The organism is Marinibaculum pumilum (assembly GCF_042646425.1).
Taxonomy (GTDB): Bacteria; Pseudomonadota; Alphaproteobacteria; order Ferrovibrionales; family Ferrovibrionaceae; genus Marinibaculum; species Marinibaculum pumilum.
The window spans coordinates 122887-144500 of the sequence record NZ_JBHRTR010000019.1 but is presented as its reverse complement, the minus strand read 5'-3'; the positions used below and the strand labels follow the sequence as shown (position 1 = coordinate 144500).

Annotated in this window: 22 protein-coding genes; 14 read left to right on the top strand and 8 right to left on the bottom strand. The window is 67.1% G+C overall.

What is annotated here, in order from left to right:
* The 3 genes from ACFOGJ_RS07525 to ACFOGJ_RS07515 all read left to right on the top strand — a co-directional run bounded on the left by ACFOGJ_RS07525 (position 1) and on the right by ACFOGJ_RS07515 (position 3575).
* Entirely contained in the window at positions 1 to 873 is an 873-nt protein-coding gene (locus ACFOGJ_RS07525) for a class I SAM-dependent methyltransferase (RefSeq protein ID WP_379899234.1), read from the top strand.
* Positions 874 to 1077: 204 nt separating this feature from the next.
* Positions 1078 to 1770 (top strand): thiaminase II, encoded by a 693-nt coding sequence (gene tenA, locus ACFOGJ_RS07520; RefSeq protein ID WP_379899233.1) that lies wholly within the window; start codon positions 1078 to 1080, stop codon positions 1768 to 1770.
* 5 nt (positions 1771 to 1775) lie between these two features.
* Entirely contained in the window at positions 1776 to 3575 is a 1800-nt protein-coding gene (locus ACFOGJ_RS07515) for a GGDEF domain-containing protein (RefSeq protein ID WP_379899232.1), read from the top strand.
* Positions 3576 to 4349: 774 nt separating this feature from the next.
* On the opposite strand, the gene ACFOGJ_RS07510 is transcribed toward ACFOGJ_RS07515, so the two are convergent.
* Complete coding sequence (locus tag ACFOGJ_RS07510; protein ID WP_379899231.1) at positions 4350 to 5375, bottom strand: ion channel; 1026 nt, start codon at positions 5373 to 5375, stop codon at positions 4350 to 4352.
* Between the two features lie 291 nt (positions 5376 to 5666).
* Here ACFOGJ_RS07510 and ACFOGJ_RS07505 point away from each other — a divergent pair, with 291 nt between their 5' ends.
* Positions 5667 to 5909, top strand: coding sequence for a hypothetical protein (locus ACFOGJ_RS07505; protein WP_379899230.1), 243 nt, complete (start codon positions 5667 to 5669; stop codon positions 5907 to 5909).
* A 38-nt stretch (positions 5910 to 5947) separates the two neighbouring features.
* On the opposite strand, the gene ACFOGJ_RS07500 is transcribed toward ACFOGJ_RS07505, so the two are convergent.
* Positions 5948 to 6313, bottom strand: coding sequence for a hypothetical protein (locus ACFOGJ_RS07500; protein WP_379899229.1), 366 nt, complete (start codon positions 6311 to 6313; stop codon positions 5948 to 5950).
* 95 nt (positions 6314 to 6408) lie between these two features.
* Here ACFOGJ_RS07500 and ACFOGJ_RS07495 point away from each other — a divergent pair, with 95 nt between their 5' ends.
* Entirely contained in the window at positions 6409 to 7005 is a 597-nt protein-coding gene (locus tag ACFOGJ_RS07495) for an exonuclease domain-containing protein (protein WP_379899228.1), read from the top strand.
* A gap of 7 nt (positions 7006 to 7012) precedes the next feature.
* On the opposite strand, the gene ACFOGJ_RS07490 is transcribed toward ACFOGJ_RS07495, so the two are convergent.
* Together ACFOGJ_RS07490 and ACFOGJ_RS07485 are read right to left on the bottom strand one after the other, a co-directional pair.
* On the bottom strand, positions 7013 to 7441 hold the full coding sequence (locus tag ACFOGJ_RS07490) for a PaaI family thioesterase (RefSeq protein ID WP_379899227.1): 429 nt from the start codon (positions 7439 to 7441) through the stop codon (positions 7013 to 7015).
* Between the two features lie 2 nt (positions 7442 to 7443).
* Entirely contained in the window at positions 7444 to 8205 is a 762-nt protein-coding gene (locus ACFOGJ_RS07485) for an SIR2 family NAD-dependent protein deacylase (RefSeq protein WP_379899226.1), read from the bottom strand.
* Positions 8206 to 8394: 189 nt separating this feature from the next.
* Between ACFOGJ_RS07485 and ACFOGJ_RS07480 the strand changes: the two genes are divergently transcribed.
* The 3 genes from ACFOGJ_RS07480 to ACFOGJ_RS07470 all read left to right on the top strand — a co-directional run bounded on the left by ACFOGJ_RS07480 (position 8395) and on the right by ACFOGJ_RS07470 (position 11313).
* Positions 8395 to 9588 (top strand): hypothetical protein, encoded by a 1194-nt coding sequence (locus ACFOGJ_RS07480; RefSeq protein ID WP_379899225.1) that lies wholly within the window; start codon positions 8395 to 8397, stop codon positions 9586 to 9588.
* A 128-nt stretch (positions 9589 to 9716) separates the two neighbouring features.
* Positions 9717 to 11099 carry an aminotransferase class III-fold pyridoxal phosphate-dependent enzyme gene (locus tag ACFOGJ_RS07475; protein WP_379899224.1) on the top strand — a complete coding sequence of 461 codons (1383 nt, stop codon included), beginning with the start codon at positions 9717 to 9719 and terminating at the stop codon, positions 11097 to 11099.
* 85 nt (positions 11100 to 11184) lie between these two features.
* Entirely contained in the window at positions 11185 to 11313 is a 129-nt protein-coding gene (locus ACFOGJ_RS07470; RefSeq protein WP_379899223.1) for a hypothetical protein, read from the top strand.
* On the opposite strand, the gene ACFOGJ_RS07465 is transcribed toward ACFOGJ_RS07470, so the two are convergent.
* Together ACFOGJ_RS07465 and ACFOGJ_RS07460 are read right to left on the bottom strand one after the other, a co-directional pair.
* Positions 11314 to 11733 (bottom strand): hypothetical protein, encoded by a 420-nt coding sequence (locus tag ACFOGJ_RS07465; RefSeq protein ID WP_379899222.1) that lies wholly within the window; start codon positions 11731 to 11733, stop codon positions 11314 to 11316. It abuts the gene before it with no gap.
* A 216-nt stretch (positions 11734 to 11949) separates the two neighbouring features.
* Positions 11950 to 12447, bottom strand: a complete 498-nt coding sequence (locus ACFOGJ_RS07460) for a hypothetical protein (RefSeq protein ID WP_379899221.1) — start codon at positions 12445 to 12447, stop codon at positions 11950 to 11952.
* 144 nt (positions 12448 to 12591) lie between these two features.
* On the opposite strand from ACFOGJ_RS07460, the gene ACFOGJ_RS07455 reads away from it, so the two are divergent.
* Entirely contained in the window at positions 12592 to 13512 is a 921-nt protein-coding gene (locus tag ACFOGJ_RS07455) for a helix-turn-helix domain-containing protein (protein ID WP_379899220.1), read from the top strand.
* A 195-nt stretch (positions 13513 to 13707) separates the two neighbouring features.
* On the opposite strand, the gene ACFOGJ_RS07450 is transcribed toward ACFOGJ_RS07455, so the two are convergent.
* Together ACFOGJ_RS07450 and ACFOGJ_RS07445 are read right to left on the bottom strand one after the other, a co-directional pair.
* The gene (locus tag ACFOGJ_RS07450; RefSeq protein ID WP_379899219.1) at positions 13708 to 14178 is read right to left on the bottom strand and encodes a nuclear transport factor 2 family protein; all 471 of its coding nucleotides are present in this window, start codon (positions 14176 to 14178) and stop codon (positions 13708 to 13710) included.
* Between the two features lie 10 nt (positions 14179 to 14188).
* Positions 14189 to 15760 (bottom strand): 4-hydroxyphenylacetate 3-hydroxylase family protein, encoded by a 1572-nt coding sequence (locus ACFOGJ_RS07445; protein WP_379899218.1) that lies wholly within the window; start codon positions 15758 to 15760, stop codon positions 14189 to 14191.
* A 58-nt stretch (positions 15761 to 15818) separates the two neighbouring features.
* Here ACFOGJ_RS07445 and ACFOGJ_RS07440 point away from each other — a divergent pair, with 58 nt between their 5' ends.
* The 5 genes from ACFOGJ_RS07440 to ACFOGJ_RS07420 all read left to right on the top strand — a co-directional run bounded on the left by ACFOGJ_RS07440 (position 15819) and on the right by ACFOGJ_RS07420 (position 21585).
* The gene (locus tag ACFOGJ_RS07440) at positions 15819 to 16445 is read left to right on the top strand and encodes a TetR family transcriptional regulator (protein WP_379899217.1); all 627 of its coding nucleotides are present in this window, start codon (positions 15819 to 15821) and stop codon (positions 16443 to 16445) included.
* 91 nt (positions 16446 to 16536) lie between these two features.
* Positions 16537 to 17391 carry an acyl-CoA thioesterase gene (locus ACFOGJ_RS07435; RefSeq protein WP_379899216.1) on the top strand — a complete coding sequence of 285 codons (855 nt, stop codon included), beginning with the start codon at positions 16537 to 16539 and terminating at the stop codon, positions 17389 to 17391.
* A gap of 33 nt (positions 17392 to 17424) precedes the next feature.
* Positions 17425 to 17958, top strand: coding sequence for an isochorismatase family protein (locus ACFOGJ_RS07430; RefSeq protein WP_379899215.1), 534 nt, complete (start codon positions 17425 to 17427; stop codon positions 17956 to 17958).
* A gap of 289 nt (positions 17959 to 18247) precedes the next feature.
* Positions 18248 to 19384 carry a hypothetical protein gene (locus ACFOGJ_RS07425; RefSeq protein ID WP_379899214.1) on the top strand — a complete coding sequence of 379 codons (1137 nt, stop codon included), beginning with the start codon at positions 18248 to 18250 and terminating at the stop codon, positions 19382 to 19384.
* Entirely contained in the window at positions 19384 to 21585 is a 2202-nt protein-coding gene (locus ACFOGJ_RS07420) for a hypothetical protein (protein WP_379899213.1), read from the top strand. The genes ACFOGJ_RS07425 and ACFOGJ_RS07420 overlap by 1 nt, the downstream gene beginning before the upstream one ends.
* The last annotated feature ends 29 nt before the right edge of the window (positions 21586 to 21614 follow it).

The following is a 21614-nucleotide window of genomic DNA, read 5'->3' as shown; positions in this document are numbered from 1 at the left end:
ATGAGCGGCGAGGCCGAAAGCGCCGGCGGCGGTGGCGCCCCGGTCGCCGCCGCGGCGGCAACGGCCGGGCCGGAAGGTCAGTACTATGCGCCGGACTCGCTCAGCGTCCTGACCTACGACCTGCAGACCCTGATCTTCCCGAACGTGATCGATGCCGACCTGGCTTTCTACCGTGCCCACGCGCTGGGCTGCGGCGGCGAGGTGCTGGAGCTCGGCGTCGGCACCGGCCGCATCGCCTACGGCCTGGCGGAGGCGGGCTGCCGGGTGATGGGCCTGGACAATTCCATCGCCATGCTGACCCAGGCGGAACGCAAGCGCGCCGACTATCCGGACGCGGTGCAGCGACGGCTCAGCCTGACCGTCGGCGACATGACGGATTTCGGCATCGACCTCTGGTTCGACCTTGTCATCGCGCCGTTCCGGGCCCTGAACCACCTGGAAGGACGCGCGCGCTGGCTCAACTGCCTGCGATCGATGCAGGCCCATCTGCGCGACGGCGGCCGCGCGATCGTTCACGTTTTCGTGCCCGACGAGGCGGTCCTGCGGCGCAGCGGCGAGGCACCGGAGGGACCGCCCGTCCATGTCGACCTGCCGGCCAGCGAGGCCGCAGTGGAGTTCTTCGTGGTGCGGCGCGATGTCGACCGGGCCGGCAAGAGCCTGTCGCAGCTGGTCGAGTTCCGGCTGCTCGACGATGCGGGGCGGACGGAGCGGCTGAGCCGGGAATGGCTCTCCTACCACTGGTTCGACCGGGAGGAGATCGCCGTGATGGTGGCGGAGACCGGCTTTGCCAACGCCGCCGTGTTCGGCGACTTCCACGCCTCGCCGCCGCGGCCGGGCAGCGACCAGATCTGGGTGCTGGACAAGCCGCGCTGAAGGTGGCGAGGCCGGGAGAAGCTGCCAGGAGGACCTTGTGAAGCGAACATCTGCAAATCGCTGCGAAATGGATATGGTTCGGCGGGTTGGATATAGTCGTCCGCGTTGTGGTGCGGAAAGACACGCTGTCGTGGCCGCCCGGCCTTGAGGATTTGCGCATGACTGTCTGGCACCGATTTTGGCGAGGCCCGGAGCCGAAGTGACATGTCCGACCTGAGCTTTCTCGGCGCCCTGAAAGCGGCAGCCGGCAGGCATTGGGACGACTATGTCCGCCACCCGTTCGTGACGGCGTTGGGCCGGGGCACCCTGCCCGAGGCTGCGTTCCGGTTCTACCTGGTGCAGGACTATCTGTTCCTGCTGCATTTCACCCGTGCCCATGCCCTGGCAGTGGCGAAATCCGACGACCTTGCCGACATGCGCTACGCCGCCGGCGGGATCGCGGCGATCCTGGATACCGAGATCGACCTCCATATCGCCTATTGCCGGGACTGGGGCATCGACCAGGCGGAGATGGCGGCCACGCCCGAGCATCCCGCCAACCTGGCCTATACCCGCTTCGTGATGGACCGCGGCCTGGCCGGCGACCTGCTGGACCTGCACGTCGCCCTGGCGCCCTGCATCATCGGCTATGGCGAGATCGGCGCCATGCTGGCGGCCGCGCCGGACCGGCCCGCGACCGGCAATCCCTACGATGCCTGGATCGGCATGTATGGCGGCGCCGACTATCAGGCCCTGGCCAGGGGCCATGTCGGCTTTCTCGAGGATCTCGCCGCGCGACGCGGCGGCGGCGGCCGCATGCCCGCCCTCGGCGCGACCTTCGCGACAGCAACCCGGCTGGAAGTCGGCTTCTGGCAGATGGGCCTCGACGCGGCCGGCGCCCGGACCGCGGGCGATTGACCGCCATGCCGGCCCGGAGGGACAGCATCAGCAGCGGCGGCGCGCCGACCGGTTCCGGGCCGCGGACCGGTCCCGAGCGGCGCCACGCCGCCGGCACCAGCGGCAACGCCCAGCAGCCAGGCGGGCGCAACGGCTGGCCCGGCCACGGCGGACGGGGTGGCGGCACGGCGCCCCTGCCCGATCCGGCGCGCGACCCCGGACAGGAGCTGAAGGTCGAGAACATCCGGACCCTGTTCGACATCACGCGCTCCACCAGCCTGCTGCCGGTGCTGGCCTTCGCGGCGATGCTGGCACCGTTCATCGGCAGCATCGACTGGATCTGGCCGGTCGCGATCCTGGTCCCCTATGTCCTGAACGTCATCGCCTTCGAGGTGCTACGCGACCATTACCGCCGGCACCGGGACGAGACGCAGGTGGTGCTGCGCTGCGCCGACATCTTCGCCGTGCTGAACGGCATCGCCGGCTGCCTCTGGTCGGCTATGGCGACCGTACTGCTGCTGCAGGGCGACCTGCTGTCGTCGGTCTATCTCGGCACCATCATCGTCGCCCTGGGGGTGTCCTCGGCGATTTCCCGGGCGGCGTTCCTGCCCGCGGTCTATGCCTTCGTGCTGCCGCTGTTCATGCCGCTGATCCTGTTCATCGCGATCTCCGACGACAGCCGGATGCAGCTGCTGGGACTGCTGGCGATCATGGTCCTGGGCAATGCCTTCGCCTTCGCCCATGGCATGTACCGGCGGCATTGCCGGCTGCTGCAGCTGAAGCTGGAGAATGTCGAGCTCGTCGACGGTCTGGGCCGTGCCCGGGACGCCGCCGAGCGGGCGCGGCGCGAGGCGCGGGAGAGCGAACATCAGCTGCGCCTGCTGTCCGACAACCTGCCGGGCGTGATCATCCGCCTGGTGCGCGAGACCGACGGCAGCTACACCGTGCCCTTCGTCAGCGCCGGCGTGAAACCGCTGCTCGGCGTCACCGCCGACGACGTGGTGGCGACGCCGCAGGCCCTGATGCGGCGGATCCTGCAGGACGACCGGGCGCGGGTGATCCGGGCCCTGCGGCAATCGGCCGACACGCTCGGCGTGCTCAACGTCTCCGCCCGGGCGCTGGATGCCGATGACGACGAGCGCTGGCTGTCCTGGACGGCGCAGCCGCGGCCGCGGGCGGACGGCGCCGTGGTCTGGGAAGGGGCGATCGTCGACATCACCGAGCGCCACCAGCTGGAAGAGGAGCTGCGCCGGCTGGCGATGGTGGACAGCCTGACCGGGGTGGCCAACCGCCGGCATTTCGAGGAGATGGGCGAGCGCGAACTGTCGCGTCTCGGCCGGGTGCGGGACCCGCTCTGCGTCCTGCTGCTGGATGCCGATCATTTCAAGCGGGTCAACGACCGCTACGGCCACCATGTCGGCGACATCGTGCTGCGCCGGATCGCGGAGGTCTGCACCCGCCAGATCCGCACCGTCGACGCGATCGGCCGGCTGGGCGGGGAGGAATTCGGCCTGCTGCTGCCGAATACGGCGCTGGAGGGGGCGCGGGTCATGGCGGAACGGATCCGTCGGGCGATCGCCGCCGAACGCATCGTGGTCGACGGCGAGACGATCCGGGTCACCGTCAGCATCGGCGGCACCCAGGTCGATCCCTGCGAAAGCACGATCAAGGCCGCCATGCAGCGCGCCGACGAGGCGATGTACAGGGCCAAGCAGGAAGGCCGCAACCGGGTCGCCATGGAGGCGCCGGGCCTGATCGAGCCGCCCGCCAATGCGGTCACCGAACTGCCGCCGCCACGCGGCGCCTCCCGCGCCGCCGGCACCTGACGCGTACACGACCTGGGTGGCAGCGGTCACCCGACCGCGATCGTCATCCTGGCCTTGAGCCGGAATCGTTCCGCCAGCTTTGCAGTTTCAGAGCGGCCAGCGGAAAGAGGTTCACGGGCGAAGCCTGTGGACGGGCCAGGCCCGAGAACGATGGATAGTCCAGCAACCCCGGAATGGTTCAGCGCCGGCAACCTGCGCCCAGAGGTCGCGTTGTCCAGAGGTCGCGTTCCGGACCGCCATGCCCGACGCAAGTCCCGCCTGCGGCAAGGGGGCCCGCCTCCGGCAGAACCGCCGGCGATGCGTGCTGCCGGAATTGCAGACGGCCCGCCGAAACGGCAGGCCGTCGCATGTCAGAACCCGTTTCCCGTCGCCCGAGGGCCGCCTGGAAGCTGACCCGCTGCTATGGGAATGCCGTCAACTCACCTTACATCCAAGTACAAGGCGACGGACCCCGGACGACGGGGAACCCGCAGTCCGGCACCCGGGAGCCGAGGGCTTCGGATTACTTGCAGTTGGCTTCGCTGACGTCGAGACCGTCGTAGCTGCCCTGGCTGTTCGGCCGCTCGTACCAGACGATAGAGCCGTCAGTGGCGCACTTACCGAATCCCACGAAGCGCCCTTCCCCGCAACTTGCGAGCCCAAGAGCCACGATCGCCAACAGGCCCAGCCGAACCAACATACCCCAACCTCATATTTAGGAGCCCCAATAGGCCGGGATCTTAGCGACCCATGGCACAGAAATCCACCATGGAAACACGGACCGGCCGCTACGCTTCACTCCGGCGGCGGCCGCCGCCCGGCAGAGATGATTTCGCCGAAGCCGAACAGCAGCAGCAGCAGGCCCAGCACCACCTGGATCGCCACCAGCACCTTCACCACCGGCGCTAGGGGCACGACATCGCCATAGCCGAGGGTCGACAGGGTGACGATGGAGAAATAAAGGGCATCGGCGAATTCCAGGCGCCCCGGCACATCGCCGATCATGAACTGTGGTGTCGCCGCCAGGCGGTCGATGACCCGGTACAGCGCGGCGAAGACGATGACGATCAGCGAATAGAAACTGAGGAATGCGAAGATCGGCTGCCCGAGCCGCGCGAAGCGGGCGAACAGGTCGGCGAACAGCAGGCTGGTCTCGACCAGGAAGGCCGCCACCTCGGCACTGACCCAGGCGATCAGCAGGCTGATCGCCAGCATCGCGGTGGCAAAGATCACCGACTGGTCCAGGGCGGTGTCCCTGACCGCCGGCAGGACCAGGGCGAGCAGGCCGATGCCGGCGAGCGGCACCAGCCAGGCGAACCGCGTCGCGCCGCCGGTCGGATGCACCGATTCCATGCCGCCATCCTGATCCGCCTCCGCCAGGCCGGCCTCCAGCAGGCTGCGCCGCATGTCCGCCTCGACGATCTGGCGCACCCGCCGTCGCCGCAGCGCGGTACCGCCGACGAAGGCGATAAGCGGCAGGATGAAGCCGATCGCCGCCAGCGGCTCCGGCACGGCGGGAAAGCTGACATGCAGATAGACGGCGAAGATGCAGGTATAGACCGCAACCAGGTTGGCGAAGGTCAGCTGGAACAGCCGGTTCGAGGGGAAGGTCCGGTAGAAGAGGATCGCGCAGCCCAGACCGGCCACCACCACCCCGGCCACCGCCAGGGTGGGTGCCGGCACCAGCGCCGCACCGACCAGGACGAAGAAGATCGCCGTCAGGGTGAGCGCCAGGGCGAGGCGCATCGCCTTGCCCAGCCGCGTGCGCCGCGCATGCGCGGCTGGGGCGGCTTTCGATCCGGGCTGTCCCGTCGGTCCCATGGTCGGTCGGCATCCTCCGATTGCTGCGGCTGCATGCCGGGAATCCGGCGGTCGCCGCAGCTTAACAAAGCGGCGCCCCGGCGGCATGATCCCTGCGGTCAGGGATCCCGGCAGGCGGCGCGCCTCGGGGCCCTTGCCGGCTGCAGACCACCGATCGCGCAAGGGAACATTGCCGTGCTGCCTGGCCACGCCCTTCCGATTTCAGCCGCCGCGGCCGGCGGTCCGCCGCGGCGCCGACGGCCGGCGCCCCGCCCGGCGGTTGCCCAGCTGCACTTCAGCGATCTCGAGGGAGTGGGGACAAGCGGCGGCTCCGGCGGCCTCGCCGCCCTGGTACGTCCGTCGACCGACGCCCGCCGCCGGCATCCCGGCGCGGTCACCAACCTGGGCCGCGACGGCTATGCGACGCTCGCCCAGGGTGACCTGCAGGTGGATCAAGCGGCGGGGCCGCTGCTTGCCAATACCGTCGCCACGGCCCTGAAGGCGCAGGGCAGCATCGCGCCCCGCATAGAGGGGCGGGCCGTCCGGTCGCCGTGACGCGCCGGCCGATGCAGCACAGCCGGCCGCCGGCGCGATCAGTCGCGTTTGCGCGGACCATGGCGCGCCACCAGGCCGGGCGAGGCATATTGCACCCGCACCGCCGCGTCGCGGCTGCCGCACCGGCTGCAGCACAGCCGCCCCTTCAGCGACGGTACCGGAAAGTCGTAGCCCAGCCGGTCGGCGAGGTCGCCGGCGTTCATCTCCACATTGTGGGAGCAGGCCTCGCAGAACACCCAGAGCGGCACGCCGCGCCGGACGGCGTCGCCCAGCACGGTGGCGGTCAGCGGTCCGGGTCCGGGCCGGCCGCCGGGCCCGCGCCGGGCCGCGTCGGTGCCGTTGCCGTTACCGATCCTGCCGCCGCCGCCCCCGACCCGCTTCCTGCCGCTGCCATCGCCCTTCACCGCCTCGCTCCATGCCGCACGTCCGATGAGAACAAATTAGGAACATACAATGAGGTGGTCAATCTCCCTGCCGCGACCGCCGGAAAGGGGGCCGCGTGACGACCGCCCTGGTGGTCCTGGACCTGGAGTTCACCGCCTGGGAGGGGTCGCAGGCCCGCAAGTGGAACGGTCCCAACGAGCATCGGGAGATCGTGCAGATCGGCGCGGTCCGGATGTCCCGCGACCGGTCGGGCGAGAGCCATTTCGAAACGCTGGTGCGGCCGGTGCGGAACCCGGTCCTGTCCGACTATTTCACCGCCCTGACAGGGATCGCGCAGGCCGACCTCGACCGCCGGGGACGGTCCTTCCGGGCGGCCTGGGAGGCGTTCCTGGCCTTTGCCGGCGGCCGGCCGGTCTGGGCCTGGGGGCGCGACGGCGAGGTCGTGGCGGAGAACCTGCTGCTCGCCGGGATGCCGCTGACTGGGATGCCCGCCGTCCACGACCTGCGGCCGCTGATGGCGCGCCTGGTGCCCGCCACCGCCGCCCTGTCGTCCGGCCAGCTGGCCGCGCATTTCGGCGGTCCGGCGGGGCGGCCGCACGATGCGCTGGAGGATGCCCGTTCCGTCGCACGGGCGCTGCGGCTGCTGGGCCTCTGGCCGGAATCCCCAACGGAACCGCCGCCGCGCATCGCCCCTGCCCCACGGCGGCCCTGACCGGCGCCTAGGCCGGGCGCCGCCAGCGCAGCTTGAAGACGGCGCTGGCGTTCAGCAGGACCCGCGGCCCGGCGGTGACCTGGCCGCGCACGAAGGCCAGGGAGCGGCCATGGCGCACCGCTTCGCCGCGCGCCTCGACGAGTTCCCCGGCGCGGCCCGAATCGGCGAAATCCGAAGTCATCGAGACGGTGAACACATAGTCGATCGCCGGATCGTTGCGCGCGGTCTGCGCCAGGCAGAGGTCCATCATCGTCATCAGCAACCCGCCATGCACCACGCCGCCGCTGTTGCAGTGGCGCGGCTCCAGCAGCAGGGCCAGGTGGATGCCGGCCGCCGGATCGGGGTTACGGAAGAACGGCCCGGCCCGCATCTCGAACGGGTCGTCGGGGTCTGCCGGCACGAAGCCGGGCAGCGGCGGGGCGGCGCTGTCGTCCATCCTCAGTTCACCCGGACGACCGCGCCCAGGGTGGGCCCGATCTCGCGATGCAGGACAAGGTCGGCGAGCTCGTCCTGGTCGGTGGCATCGCGGTTCAGGATTACCAGCCCGGCGCCGTTCTGCTTCGCCAGCATCGGAAAGCCGGCGGCCGGGTAGACCACCAGCGAGGAGCCGATCGCCAGGAACAGGTCGCAGGCCAGGGTCTCCACCTGCGCCCGCCGCATTTCCGCTTCCGGCATGGCCTGACCGAAGGATATGGTGGCGGTCTTCAGGATGCCGTCGCAGGCCGAGCAGGGGGGCGGCGTGCCGGTGGCCTCGAAATAGACCCGGATCGGCTCGAGTTCATGGCGCTTGCCGCAATCCAGACATGCCGCATAGGTCGCATTGCCGTGCAGTTCGATCACTTGGCCAGCGTCCAGGCCGGAGGCCTGGTGCAGGCCATCGACATTCTGCGTAATGACGCAGGACAGCTTGCCGCGCCGCGCCAGTTCCGCCAGGGCGCGATGGCCCAGATTGGGCGCAGCCTGGCGCATCACCTGGTCGGTGGCGAACTTCCGGCGCCAGCTCTCGATCCGCATCTCCTCCGACGCCATGAAGTCGCGGAAATCGATCGGCCGGTACTTGGTCCAGATCCCGCCCGGGCTGCGGAAATCGGGAATGCCGGATTCCGTGCTGATGCCTGCGCCGGTGAAGGCGACGATGCTCTCCGCCTCGTCGACCAGTTGCCGAAGGCTTTCGATCGGATCCCCGGCGATGTCGGTCATTGCGCTGCCCTCCCCCTGCCTGGGACCGGAGCGGTCCCGTCGCGCATCCGCCACGGAAGGCAGGGCTGAACATGCCCGGCACCGGCCTGCCGCAGGCAATGCGGCCCCAGCCTTCGTGGCGATGAGATGACCTCTACCGCGCAGAGTTCTCCCGTGCGCCTGCGGCGTTTGTACTTGGCAAGCGGCCTGTTGGGCAACGCGGCCGAGTGGGCCGACCTGGCGGCCCTGGCGATCCTGGCCCCGATCCTGGGCCGGTTGTTTTTCGGCGGCGGCGACGAGGGCGGGGCGGCGGGCACGGTCTTCGCCGCCCTGGCCGGCGGTTTCCTGCTGCGGTTCGTCGGCGCCATGCTCTACGGCCATGTCGCCGACCGCTCGCCGCTGAAGGGACCGCTGCTGCTCTCGGCCGCGGCGATCGCCGCCGTGTCGCTCTGCTTCGCCCTGCTGCCTGCGGCGGCCGCGCTGGGCAGCATGGCCGGGCTTCTGTTCGTCGGCCTGCGGCTGCTGCTGGGGCTGGTGACCGCCGCCGAACAGGCGCTCTACGCCAATGTCCGGGCGGCGCTGCCGCATGGCACGCCGCCGCCGCCGCTGGCGATGCTGGCCGATGCGGCGCCGGCCGCCGGCATCCTCGCCGTGCTGGGCCTGGCGGTGCTGTCCGGCGCCACCGGCCCGGAAGCCGAGGCCAGCGGCCTGTGGCGGGTCCTGCTGTTCGTCGCCCCGGTGCTGGCGACCGGCGCCCTGGTGCTGCGCTGCCTGCTGCCGCGCACGGTCTGGAAGGCGGAAGGCAGCCTGCCGGCCCGTCCCGCCCTGTCGGCCCTGACCAGCCACCTGCCCGACACCCTGCGGGTCGGCGTAATCATGGCACCGCTGGCCGCCCGGCCGGCGCTGATCGCCCTGATCGGGCTGGCCGTGCTGGAGCTGGGCCCCGGCAGCGGCGGCCGCAGCCTGTCGGAGGTTCTGACCCTGGCGGTGATCTGGCTGGCCAGCGCAATGCTCTGCGCCATGGGCCTGTCGGCGATCGCCTCGACCCGCGGGCTGACAGCCACCCTGCGCACGGTGCTGCTGCTCGCCGCCGGCCTGGCGCTGGCGACCCTGGCCTGCCTGGTCCTGGACCTGCCGGCGGCGGTGCTGTTCGGCATCGCCCTGTTGCCGGCCCTGGCGGCAACCGACCCCCTGCTGCCCTGGCGCGCCTGCGTCGCGGCGCCGGACCGGACCCTGGTTTCCTCCCTCGCCATCGGACAGGCGCTGGTCTTCGTCCCGGCGGGCCTGCTGCTGCCGTTCCTGGCCCATCCGGGTGCGCTGAGCCGGGAGGTCAGCGAGGCATTGGCCGGCGGCATCGTCGTGCTGCTGCTGCTGACGCTGGCCGCGATCCGGCGGCGGCGCTGACGGCCGGCAGCCGCGCCGGAGCACCTGCACCTGCCCGAACGGATTGTTGGAAACCGCCGCCGGCCGGTGGACAGTCTCTGCGGCCGGGTCCCAGATATCCGCCATCACGCGCGAAGGGGAACAGACCAATGGCCGAGGCAGCGGCAATCAAGAACATCCTCGATCCCGCCCTGGTGCTGGGCTTCAGCAACCTGCGGGAGATGCGGACCGTCGGGCCGCACCGGATCGCGGCGGGGCACGGCATCTACGTCACCGATACCGACGGCAAGGACTATATCGAGGGCGCCTCCTGCTTCTACTGCTCCGCCCTGGGCTTCAGCGAGGAGGAACTGGTGGAGGCCGCGGTGCGGCAGTTCCGCGAGCTGCCGTTCTACTCCTCCGGCCTGCACCGGGCGGTGCCGGCGGTGATGGAGCTGGCGGAGAAGCTGCGCGACCTGACCCCGATCAAGAATGCCAAGATCGCGCTGGGCGCCACGGGATCGGAGGCCAACGACTTTCTGCTGAAGTTCGTCCGCGCCGCCGACCGGATGACCGGGCGTTCCGGGCGCTGGAAGGTGATCTCCCGCCTGCGCAGCTATCACGGCGGCACCCTGGCCACCGCCAGCATGACCGGCGTGCCGGAGAGTCATGCGCAGTTCGGCCTGCCGCTGCCCGGCTTCCTGCACACCCACCAGCCGGACTATTTCAACATGGCCCTGCCGGGCGAGGACGAAGCCGCGTTCACCGCCCGCATGCTGGGCGACCTGCGCGACCTGATCGAGCGGGAGGGGCCGGAGACGATCGCATGCATGGTGGCGGAGCCGGTCTCCCTCTCCGCCGGGCTGGTGCCGCCGCCGGAGGGCTACTGGGCCGGCCTGCAGGCCCTGCTGGCGGAGTACGGCATCCGCCTGTTCGCCGACGAGGTGATCACCGGCTTCGGGCGCACCGGCCCCATGTTCGGGTCGGAGACCTACGGCATCGACCCGGAATGCATCACCCTGGCGAAGGCGATGTCGGGTGCCTACCTGCCGGTCTCCGCGGTGGTGATGGCGCCGGACTTCTACGACGCCCTGGAACTGGCCAGCGACGAGGCCGGCGGCTTCACCCATGCCGGCACCTATGCCGGCCATCCGGTCTGTGCGGCGGTGGCGCTGCGCACCATCGAGCTGTTCGAGGAGCGCGACATCCTGGGCCATGTCGCCCGCATCGCGCCGCGCTTCGCAGCCGGGCTGGCGGCCTTCGCCGACCATCCGCTGGTCGGCGACACCCGCAGCGTCGGCCTCTGCGGCGCGGTGGAATTCGTCGCCGCAAAGGCGCCGCGGCGCGCGCCGCAGCCGGAGGGCATCCTGTCGAAGAAGTTCGCCGCCTTCGCCAAGGACCGCGGCCTGATCGTGCGGATGCCCTACAACAGCGTCTGCCTGGCACCGCCGCTGGTGATCACCGAAAGCGAGATCGACGAGATGTGCGCCCGCTTCGGCCGGGCCCTGCACGACCTGGAGGCATGGGCGGCGGCCAATCCGGAAGATTTCTGACCGCAGGCGCCGCGGCGACGGAGGAAATCTCGGCGGCAGCCCAGGAAGCGGCACCGATTCCGTCCCGCAGAGTCTGAACCGCGCGGTGGATGACAGCCAGCAGACCGCCGAGGCTCCGGGCGCTCTGAACGAGGCGGCGGAAGAACTGGGCCGTCAGGCGGAGTTGCTGCGCGGCGGCGTGCAGGATTTCCTGTCGGAGGTGGGGGCGGCCTGATCAGGCCCGGCCTGCGGCGCCCGGCATTGACCGTGCCACGACCCGGCCGCCGGCCCGACCCTCCGCCGCCCAGGTCAACGCATCGTCCATGTCGGAGGTGATCAGCCGGTCCTGGTCGAGCATCGTGCCGAGGAATTCCGACCAGAGCCGCATCAACGGCTGTTCCCAGTCGCGGCCGACGACCATCGCCACCCGCGTCGCGCGCCGCTGCTGCAGCGTGCCGACGAAATCCGCCAGCTTGCGCATCTCCTCCATATCGAAACCCGTCAGGTCGGCCGGCCGCAGGTCCCATACCGCCGGCGCCCCGCCGGCAAAGGCCGGTTCCCGCACCAGGTCCTCGAAGATGGCACGGAAGCGCGGATAATCGAGACGGCCCTCGCAAGGCACCAGCACCACCTCGACCCCGTTCACATACCGCATCTGACAAGGCATCCGCCCTTGCCCCCATTGCCGGCTTCGCAACGGTGCCAGGGCCCGCAAGGGCACCCGGTCGAGCGTCCATCCTATCGCAGAATCCAGTGCGATCGCAGAGGTCAAATGGCGGACGCGCCTGCGCCGGCGGCATGGCTGGCACCTGCCGGCGGCCGGCAGCGGCCGGGGCGAATGCCCGACCGCTGCCGCGATTGACCGGTAGTGTCAGACGCGGATGGCATCCACCGGTTGCCCCGCCGCGACGGTGCCCATACGGGCCTGGCTGGCCCGCTGGTAGCGGAATTCCAACCAGGCATAGACGGCCACCATGTCGATGGTGAGAAGGACCAGGATCCAGCCGGCCCAGGAGATGCCGCCGCCGCCGAACAGCAGCAGAAGGCCGCAACCCGCCACGAAGGCCAGATTGGCACCGACGATCGTCGCGACCGCACCGCGGTGCGGCCGGACCGGCGCCGCCGCCGCGGCGACCGAGGCAGCGAAGACCAGGAAAGCGAGGCCGGTGACCAGAAGCCAGCCCGCGGTATCGAGGCCGAGCATCGTGCCGCCGTCGGGAAAGATCAGCGGGGCCAGGCTCTGCGGCAGGACGGCCAGCACCAAGCCGGCAGCGGCAGAGGATGCGGCGTCGACGAACAGGACGCGACGGAGGTTGGTGCGGGCCCGCTCGCTCGCCGCGGCGGAGGTCGGACGGTCGTGGGAGGTCATGGCAGGTTCCTTTCGGTTGCCGTTGCCCTTCCGATCTTGGCCTTTCCCTGCCTGCAGCCAATTACGCCAGACGTAAGCAACGGCGGCCCGACGACTACCTGGCAGGTAGTTGGGAACCGGCCCGGCTGCGATATCATGCCCGCCATGGACAGGAACGCGGCGGCATCGCAGTCGACATCGGGCCGGACGGAGCCGGGACGGACAGGGCCGGGACGGGCGGGGACGGGACGGGCGGCAACCGGCAGGCGGCAGGCCCGGGCCCGCAGCTCCTTCGGCGACCTGCTGCGCTACTGGCGCGGCAAGCGCCGGATGAGCCAGCTGGAACTGGCCCTGGCGGGCGAGATCTCGCAGCGCCATGTCAGCTTCCTGGAATCCGGCCGCGCCAATCCCAGCCGCACCATGGTCTTCCTGCTGGGCAACCTGCTGGACGTGCCCTTGCGCCACCAGAACCTGATGCTGCAGGCGGCCGGCTTCGCCCCCGCCTTCCGGGAGAGCGACCTGGAGGAGGCGGAGCTGGCCGCGGTCCGCCAGGCCCTGACCTTCATCCTGAAGAGCCAGGAGCCCTACCCCGCGATCGTCGTCGACCGCGGCTGGAACCTGCTGATGCAGAACGGCGCCTCCGCGCGGCTGCTCGGCGCCCTGCTGGGACCGCTGCCGCCGGGCGGCGAGCCGCCCAACGCCTTCCGCCTGACCCTCGATCCGGCCGGCCTTCGCCGCTACATCGTCAACTGGGAGGAGGTCGCCGCCCACCTGGCCCACCGGATCCACCAGGAACTGGACGCGATGGGCCCGCACGACCCGGCCGCCGAGGAGCTGGAGGCTCTTCTCGCCAGCGACGGCATGCCGGAGAAGGGCAAGGTGCTGGACTGGGCGGAGCTGCCCGGGCCGACACTGAACGTGGTGCTGGAGATGGACGGCACGCGGGCCGCCTTCTTCACCACCCTCACCACCCTGGGCACGGCGATGGACGTCACCCTGCAGGACCTGCGGATCGAAACCTGGTATCCGGCCGACGAGGCGACCGCGGCCCTGTTCCAGCCCGGCGGGCCCTTCGCCGCACCTTGAGGCGCCGCACCTTGAGGCGCCGCACCTTGAGGCGCCGATCCGGGAGGCGCCGATCCGGGAGGTGGTGGGGGAGCCGGCGCGACCTGCGCCCCGCCCGACAGATAAAGCTGCTGCAAATCTACCGGCAACGCCTTGACACAAGCCGCCTCATATAAGCCCGAGAACGACAAGGTTTCCATCAAGGGTGGGAATGCTCTATGGCGCGACGTGGCGCCGGCTCTCCGGCCGCCCGCGCAGCTCGTCGGCGAAGCGCTGCATGATCTTCACCGTGCGCTCCGGCGCGAAGCGCAGCTGCGCGAAGGCCGGGCCGGTATTGGCCACCTCGTGATATTCCGCGATCAGGCCGTCGCGCAGGGTCATCAGCGCGACCCCTTCGAACATCACCCGCTCGCCCGCCGCCTCCGGCAGCTTGGTGGCATAGCTGAAGACGTAGCGCGCCAAGCCGAGATCCGGACCGGCAACCCGCTCCTTCATGTCCCAGCGGAAGCCCTCCGCGGTGCGGTGGAACCAGTCGTCGATCAGGCCTGCGATCGCCGTCCGGCCGGTGAAGCTGCCGTAGAAGACGTCGTGATAGACGCCGTCCTCGGTGAACAGGGCGGCCAGGGCGGCGCCGTTGCGCGCCTCCACCGCCGCCGTGAAGCGGTCGAGCAGTTCATCGAAGGTCATGGCTGTGTCCCTATTCCGCCGCGTCGGCCCGGTCCTGCGGCTCCGCCGCGTCGGCCCTGTCCTGCGGCGGCACCTCCGGCACGGCGCAGCCGGTGACGCAGCAACGGCCCGGCTGCTTCGACACCCGGCTGCCGTCGTCGATCACGCCACGGTCCAGCAGGCTCTCCATCAGCGCCGCCTTCTCCCCCACCGGATAGTTGCGCCAGATCTCCCGCTTCATCGCTTCCGGCGAACCGCCGCCATGCAGCGAGATCACCGAATACCAGCCCGCCTGGTAGGAGGCGGTCAGGTCCTCCATCACCCGCGCCAGTTCCAGCCGCCGCTCCGCCGGGATGTCGGGCCGGCCGGCCAGCACCGCCGACAGCGATGCCGCGGTCTCCGGATTGTGGTCCTCCTCCGGTCCCGGCAGGGCGACGACGAGCCCGCCGGACACGTAGTGTGCCAGGCGCTGCATATCGTAGATCTTCGTCGCCAGCAGCAGCTTGCCGATATTGGCGAAGACCGGGTCCGGCATCGCCGCGCCGGACGGGTCCTTCACGCAGTAGGTGGAGGCGGCGACGCCGCAGGCGAAGAAGCTCTCGGTGATGGTGATCAGCTCCACCATCGCGTCGCGGATATGGCCGTGGCGGTCGGGGTCCAGGCCGTTCGCCTCGATCATCATGGCGCCGGCGCCGATCAGCAGGTCGCCGAAACCGGCCCGCGCGCCGATGCAGGAATGCCGGTGGTGGTTGGCATAGCTGGTGGTCATGAAGCCGCCCGCCTCCACCTGCCCGTCCAGGAACACCCGGTCATGGGGGACGAAGACGTCGTCGAACATCACCACGCCGGTCGACTGGCCGTAGCGGCCGCTGAACTTCGCCGCCGCCTCCCCCGGCCGGCCGGCGGGGCGGGCGATGATCGTCACGCCGGGGGCATCCACCGGCACCGCGCAGGCCACGGCGCAGGCCGCATCCTCCGGCCGGTGGGTGCGGCAGGGCATCACCAGGAACTCGTGCATGTAGGGGGCGCCGGTGACGATCGCCTTGGTGCCGCGGATCACGATGCCGTCCGGCCTGCGCTCGGTGACATGGACATAGACGTCCGGATTGGCCTGCGCGCCGGGCCGGGCCGCGCGGTCGCCCTTCGCATCCGTCATCGCCACGCCGAGGGTCAGGTCCTCCGCCTGCACCCGGTGCAGGTAGGCCAGGAAGCGGTCGTGCCAGCCCGCCGTGCCGCCCGCCTCCCCGTCCAGCCGCTTCGTCGCCTGGAAGATCGCATTCAGCGCGTCATGGGTCAGGTAGCGCTGCGCGCAGCCGGAGCGCTGGCAGACCAGGCGCACCGCCTCCAGCTTCCACAAGAGGTCGGTCGAGGTCTCATTGATATGCAGCATCCGGTTGACGGTCTCGCCGCTCGTCCCCTGGCACGCCGTCATCACCGGCCGGTGCTTTTCCTCCAGCGCCGTGTCGTAGGTGACGCCCACGGCGGCGATGCCGGGCGCCAGCAGGGGTTCGTCGGCGACATTATCCACCGCGCTGCCGTTGACGAACACGCGCGGGCTGTAGCGGCGCAGGGACTCGCGATAGTCGGCGGCGGTCATCAGCATGGGCGGTCTCCTGGAATCCGTTTGTTCGATATTTCTAACACTGTTAGAATTTCCGTCAATGAGCACACAGAACCGCCGTAAGGCCGTCAGCGCCCACAAGCGCGCCCTGATCCTGGACGCCGCCCGCGCCATCTTCGAGGAAGAGGGGCTGGAAGGCGCCAGCCTGCGCGCGATCGCCGCCCGCGCCGGCTATACCCCGGCGGCGCTCTACTTCCACTTCCCGTCGAAGGAGGCGATCTACGCCGCTGTGCTGCACGAATCCCTGGCCGCGCTGCGGGCGGCGGTGGACAGGGCGGTCGATGACGCGGCCGGGCCGGCGGCGCGGCTGCGGGCGGCGGGCATGGCCTTCTTCGACTTCTACGCCGCCCGCCCGCGCGACCTGGACCTGGGCTTCTACCTGTTCCGCGGCGGCATGAAGTCGGCCGGCCTGGGCCGGGACAACGATGCCGCGCTGAACGCCGCGCTGGAGGCGGCCCTGCAGCCGATCGCCGCGTCGGCGGAAGAGCTGGGCGCCGACCGGGCGGAGGCCGGCCGCATCATGGTCGATTGCTTCGCCCATGCCGCCGGGCTGCTGCTGCTCGCCCATACCGGCCGGATCCGCATGTTCGCCGCCTCCGCGCCGGCGCTGATGGAGGCGCATCTGGAGGAGAAACTGGCGCGGCTGCAGGGCCCTGCCGGCGCATGACCCCTCGATCCCCCTTGACCTCTGCGGTCATTGGCGGGACCGCAGCCCGCCTCTAGTCTCGCCGCCCGTCCAACCGATACCCGGAGCCCTGATGCACGGAACCAGCGCCAGCCATCCCTTCGACCGCGCCACCGCCGTGGAGATGCAGGCGGACGGCACCGCCACCGCACATACCGGGCCGGAATATTACGGCTTCGTCGGCCAGTTCGGCGGCGCCACGGCCGCCACCCTGCTGCGCGCGGTGCTGGCGCATCCCGACCTGCTGGGCGAGCCGGTCGCGCAGACGGTGAACTTCGCCGCGGCGGTCGAGAAAGGGCCCTACCGGATCGAGGCCCGCCCGGCGCGCACCAACCGCTCCACCCAGCACTGGCAGGTCGCGGCCTTCCAGGGCGACGACCCGATGCCGCGGATCACGGCCACCACGGTGACCGGGATCCGCCGCGCCGGCTGGAGCCACCAGAGCGCGGAACCGCCGGTGCTGCGCGACCCGTCGAGCCTGGCCGCCCACGAGACCGGCGGAGGCAGCGGCTGGACCTCCCGCTACCGCTTCCACTTCGACAGCGGCGCGCCGGAGATCGCCGCACCCGGTTTCGGCGAAGCGGCCCCGGCCGCGGCGGCCGAACCGGCGCCTGCCGCCTCCACCCTGTGGCTCGGCGATGCGCCGGACCGGCCCATCGACCATCTCAGCGTGGCCGCCCTGGCCGATGCCTTCTTCGCACGGGTCTTTCACATCCGGCGCGAGCTGGTGCCGCTGGGGACGGTCACCATGTCGACCTGGTTCCATGCCGGTGCCGCGGAACTGGCCGGGCTGGGGGCCACCCTGCTGGCCGCCCGGGTGGACGGCCGGCGCAGCAACGATTCCTATTCCGACCAGAGCGCCGAGCTCTGGTCGCCCGACGGGCGGCTGGTCGCCACCTCGCACCAGCTGGTCTACTACAAGGCCTGACCGCCACAACCGCATCGCAGGGAGTGCCAGTTCATGCCGACGATCGACCCCGCCGCCTCGCTGCTGCTGGTGATCGACTTCCAGGGACGGCTGATGCCGGCGATCCATGACGGTGCCACGGCCGTCGCCAATGCCCGGCGCCTGCTGGACGCCGCCGCCCTGTTCGGGGTGCCCACCCTGTTCACGGAGCAGAACGCCAAGGGCCTGGGCGGCACCGTGGAAGAGCTGGCGCCGCCGCCGGACCTGGTGGTCCACAAGATGAGCTTCGACGCCTGCCGCACCCCGGGCCTGCTGGAGCGCCTGCCGCCGGAACGCCACCTGGTGGTCGCCGGCTGCGAGGCGCATGTCTGCGTGCTGCAGACCGTGCTCGGCCTGCTGGACCATGGCCGCCGGGTCCATGTCGTCGCCGATGCCGTCGGCTCCCGCACAGCGGAGAACCGGGCGGCCGGCCTGAAGCGCATGGCCCGCCAGGGGGCGGAGACGGTGACGACGGAGATGGTGGTCTTCGAATGGCTGCAGACGGCGGAGCATCCGCGCTTCAAGGAGGCGATCAATCTAATTCGATAGAGCGCTGGTACGGTTGCATCATTGCGCCATAAGACATCAGACTGGAAGCAGACACCGCCTATCGGTGGACAAGCAGTGCGGCTCACGTCACCACGTCTAGATTTTGTTAGCCCGACGATAGCCCAGAAGTACCAAGATGACGGTGAGAGCAAAGCATTGGACTACCTCATGACATACAATGGCAATCTAAACAGACGACCCGACCTGAAACAACTACCCGACCAAATTTTTCTGTTGCTCCCAGATACTTGGTCAGTAGTACCGCACGAAGGTCGACAAAGGAGACCAAGTGCGAATCGCAGCTCATTCCACAATTGCCGCAAGTGAGCGGGCGCTTCACTCCATAGCTGATGCCCCGGTCGGCGAGCCATTGAGGCTCCCAAGCAATATCAGACATCTGGCCGGCGGCGCAGAAGCCGCCTTGGCGCAGGTTATCATCTCTTGGGCGCAAAAAAATCATGATGGCATGCTTGAAACCTTTATCGATACTCGCGAAAAAATTGACGATTTCGTGCGTCGGCTTCCGGGTCTAGTTGCGGCACTCTGCGCGGTTCAGGCGTCCGGCAAAGGCACAATCGGATCGATCGATACGTCGCTCAGGAATGCCGCATTGAAGCGCTTGGAGCAACTTCAGAGCGAACGCCCGAAACAAGGCTATCGGGGCGCCTCGGCGGAAATCCTATGCGCCGACCACCTAGGCCGAGACAGGCCCTACTTGTTGTATCTACCTCAATCTGGAAATGGAGCGGCGCTGCGCCCACGCGAGAACTTCCGAGCGCTGGCAGATTGGTTGTTGCGCGGTGCCATCCGCGGAGCGTACCGCGCAAATGTGCCCACAGATGCAGCGGACGCGATTGGTGCGATGCTGTACGAGACCTTCAAGAACACCGAAGATCACGCCTTGTCAGATATCGTGGGCAATCTACTCGACATTTCGATCCGAGCGATAAAAACCAATCACCATGCCATAGAACCAGAGAAAATGGCACGCATTGTTGGCGAATATAAGCCTCTAGCAAAATATTGCAATACTCTAACCGTTCCTAAAGGCGCCATTTATACTCATCTTTTCGAACTTTCTATTCTCGATTCTGGCCCCGGCTTCGCTGTGACTTGGACCGGGCGTTCACTGAAGGAGCTCTCTCTCGACGACGAAGAAGCTGCGGTCAAGGCATGCTTCGGACGCGGTAGCGCGAAAGGTCGCAGCCGCTTCGGCGAAGGACTACCGCACGTGATGCGGCTACTTGGTAGTCAAAAAGGATTTTTGCGGCTACGGACCGGCCGCATGTCGTTCTACATAGATTTCTCGGAGGAAGAACAGGCGGCTGAAGTAGCGCTACGGCGACATGAACAGGCCGACCTTGATTTTCTGGCACCAGTGGCCGGAAGCCTCCTGACGATCCTTATCCCCATTCGGCGGGCGTGATGAACTCGATCTACTCGTATCGCTTCGATATCGTGCGAAAAGCGTCAACATACGACGTCTTGCTGGTCTTTTCGGCAACGCCAAGCCTTAATTCTGAGGCATTGGCAGATTTGATAGAAAGTGAAGTCGCACAAAATCTGCTCCCTGACGAAGTAATTATTTTGGTGCGCGACTCCGAATTTAATACTACTATCTCGGAACTTACCAAAGACTCTCAGAACCTAGCGACGCTGGCCCGCCTGGGGAAGCGAACCAGTGTGACACTGATCGGCTACGGCTGCCTGGGCGAAGAACTACAGCGTAAACAAGTCAATGGACAAAATCCAGAAGCCAATGTCACGTTTTCAGAATTTAAGCGAAGAGCACTCACGAGCATATTCAGAGCTCGTCATGGATTCGTCGAATCCACGTCCACATACCATTTTGAGAACCCATCAGGACGACATACAGAGCGCTTCATAAGACTTTCCAATATTTTAGTTCGAGGCGCCGAGATTGCATTTATTGGCTTCTGCACACTGCCATATGTGCCTACACATGTGAGGACAGCCTATTTAGATACACCATCGCTATATCCCGTAATTGCGGCAATCAACGAGCAACGATCATCATTCAAGAACTCAAAGCCAATACTTGCCGACAATTTTTCATCATACGCCGGTATCCGAGGGTATAGATTTACGCATATTAAAGATTCTGTCTTGCTGATTTCCGCTTCATCAAGTGGCTCACTCGCATCAAAACTTATCGAAGAATATGGTTTTACGCATAATCAAGTAACTCACTTACTTTTTTTGGGCAACGACCACAGCCGCTCGAACATCGTGTGCGATTTGTACCGAGATCCCGTCTTCAATGCTGAAGGCATTGCCACACTGCCCTCTGTAGAAAGACCTGAGAATTGCAAAATGTGCCAAACCGGGTCACACGCCATCAAACTACAGGGCGATCAGTTTGAGTTTGCGGGCCCCCAGCAGGAACCGCTGCTAATCGCGAAAGGTGATGCACCTACCGGTCTTGCCGTACTTATGGATAGGTTTGCCGGAAGTAAAGTTTTTACAGTTGGCCTAGGGCAAAGTGTCGGTAGGCAACCGCGACAATTCAACATTAATTCAAAATTCTTACTCGAAAATAGGAGTTTTCAGGATCGTTTTCATTATGTAATTCGCCGCTCTATGCCCGCGAGCCTTAGACATGTGATTGCAGTTGACGAAGTTTGTATTCCATTCGCAGAGCAAATCGCGAGCGCCGTTTCGCCTGAAGTACAAGTTATAATTCGCGAAAATATCGATAACATTCCTAAATCGACGACTTCCTCTATAGTGATCGCCGGATTGATTATCGAAAGCGGACGCAACTTACTCGATGTCAGTCGAGACCTTCGCAGTATCGTGCCCGAAGCACCATTGATGTACTTGATTGGCTTCTCGAAGACGACCGGCGAACCCCGTCGGGAGTCGCTAGAGCGAACTCTCGTCCAAACTGCCAATCCCTACCCGTATCAGGTAATCGAGGTAGAGCGGATGGTGTTGCCGCTCTCGTCAGAGAGTAATCCTTGGGCGGCAGAGCGTAGACTATTACTCGATCCCGAAGTAAAGAAATTGATACCAAAAAATTTGCAAACCGCGATACTCAAACGGGTTAAACGCCTAAGCAATTCATCGACACCTCTTGAAAATGAACTTTTCGTTTCGAATACCGTAGGAGACAATCTGACCCTGCAGCCGGGTTTTGTATTTTGGCCGAGTGGTGTGCCGCAACGCAATCATTCTCAGGCGGATGTATACTTTACTATCGCGTCGGTATTACAACAACTCCGTGCGAATGCACACAGAACTCAGAAATCAGCAATCAAAAGTAATTGGTTTCAGCAAACGGTTCTCGCACCAGGAAATTTCGGCAGGTTCAACGACGACATTATTCAGGCGAGTATTCTACGAGCGGCGTACCCGTATGAAATGAATTTGACTGATTCACCCTCGGATAGTCGCGAGTTAAGTCGCTTAATCCGGCGCATCATCCAAGCAGCAAAAACTGAAAGAGGTGGCGCAGCTTCCGAGTTTTTGTTGGCGATTGCTACCGGTCGGGTTCGCTTGCGTCAAGCAGATCTTGAAACTGCGTTGTCGGCAAAACCAGGAAATGTGCCAATGGTCAATTTCTTGCTTAAAGTCTGCCAGAGTCGCCTTTTATCGCAAAAATAGATTAATTTACTCGGATAAAATATATACAT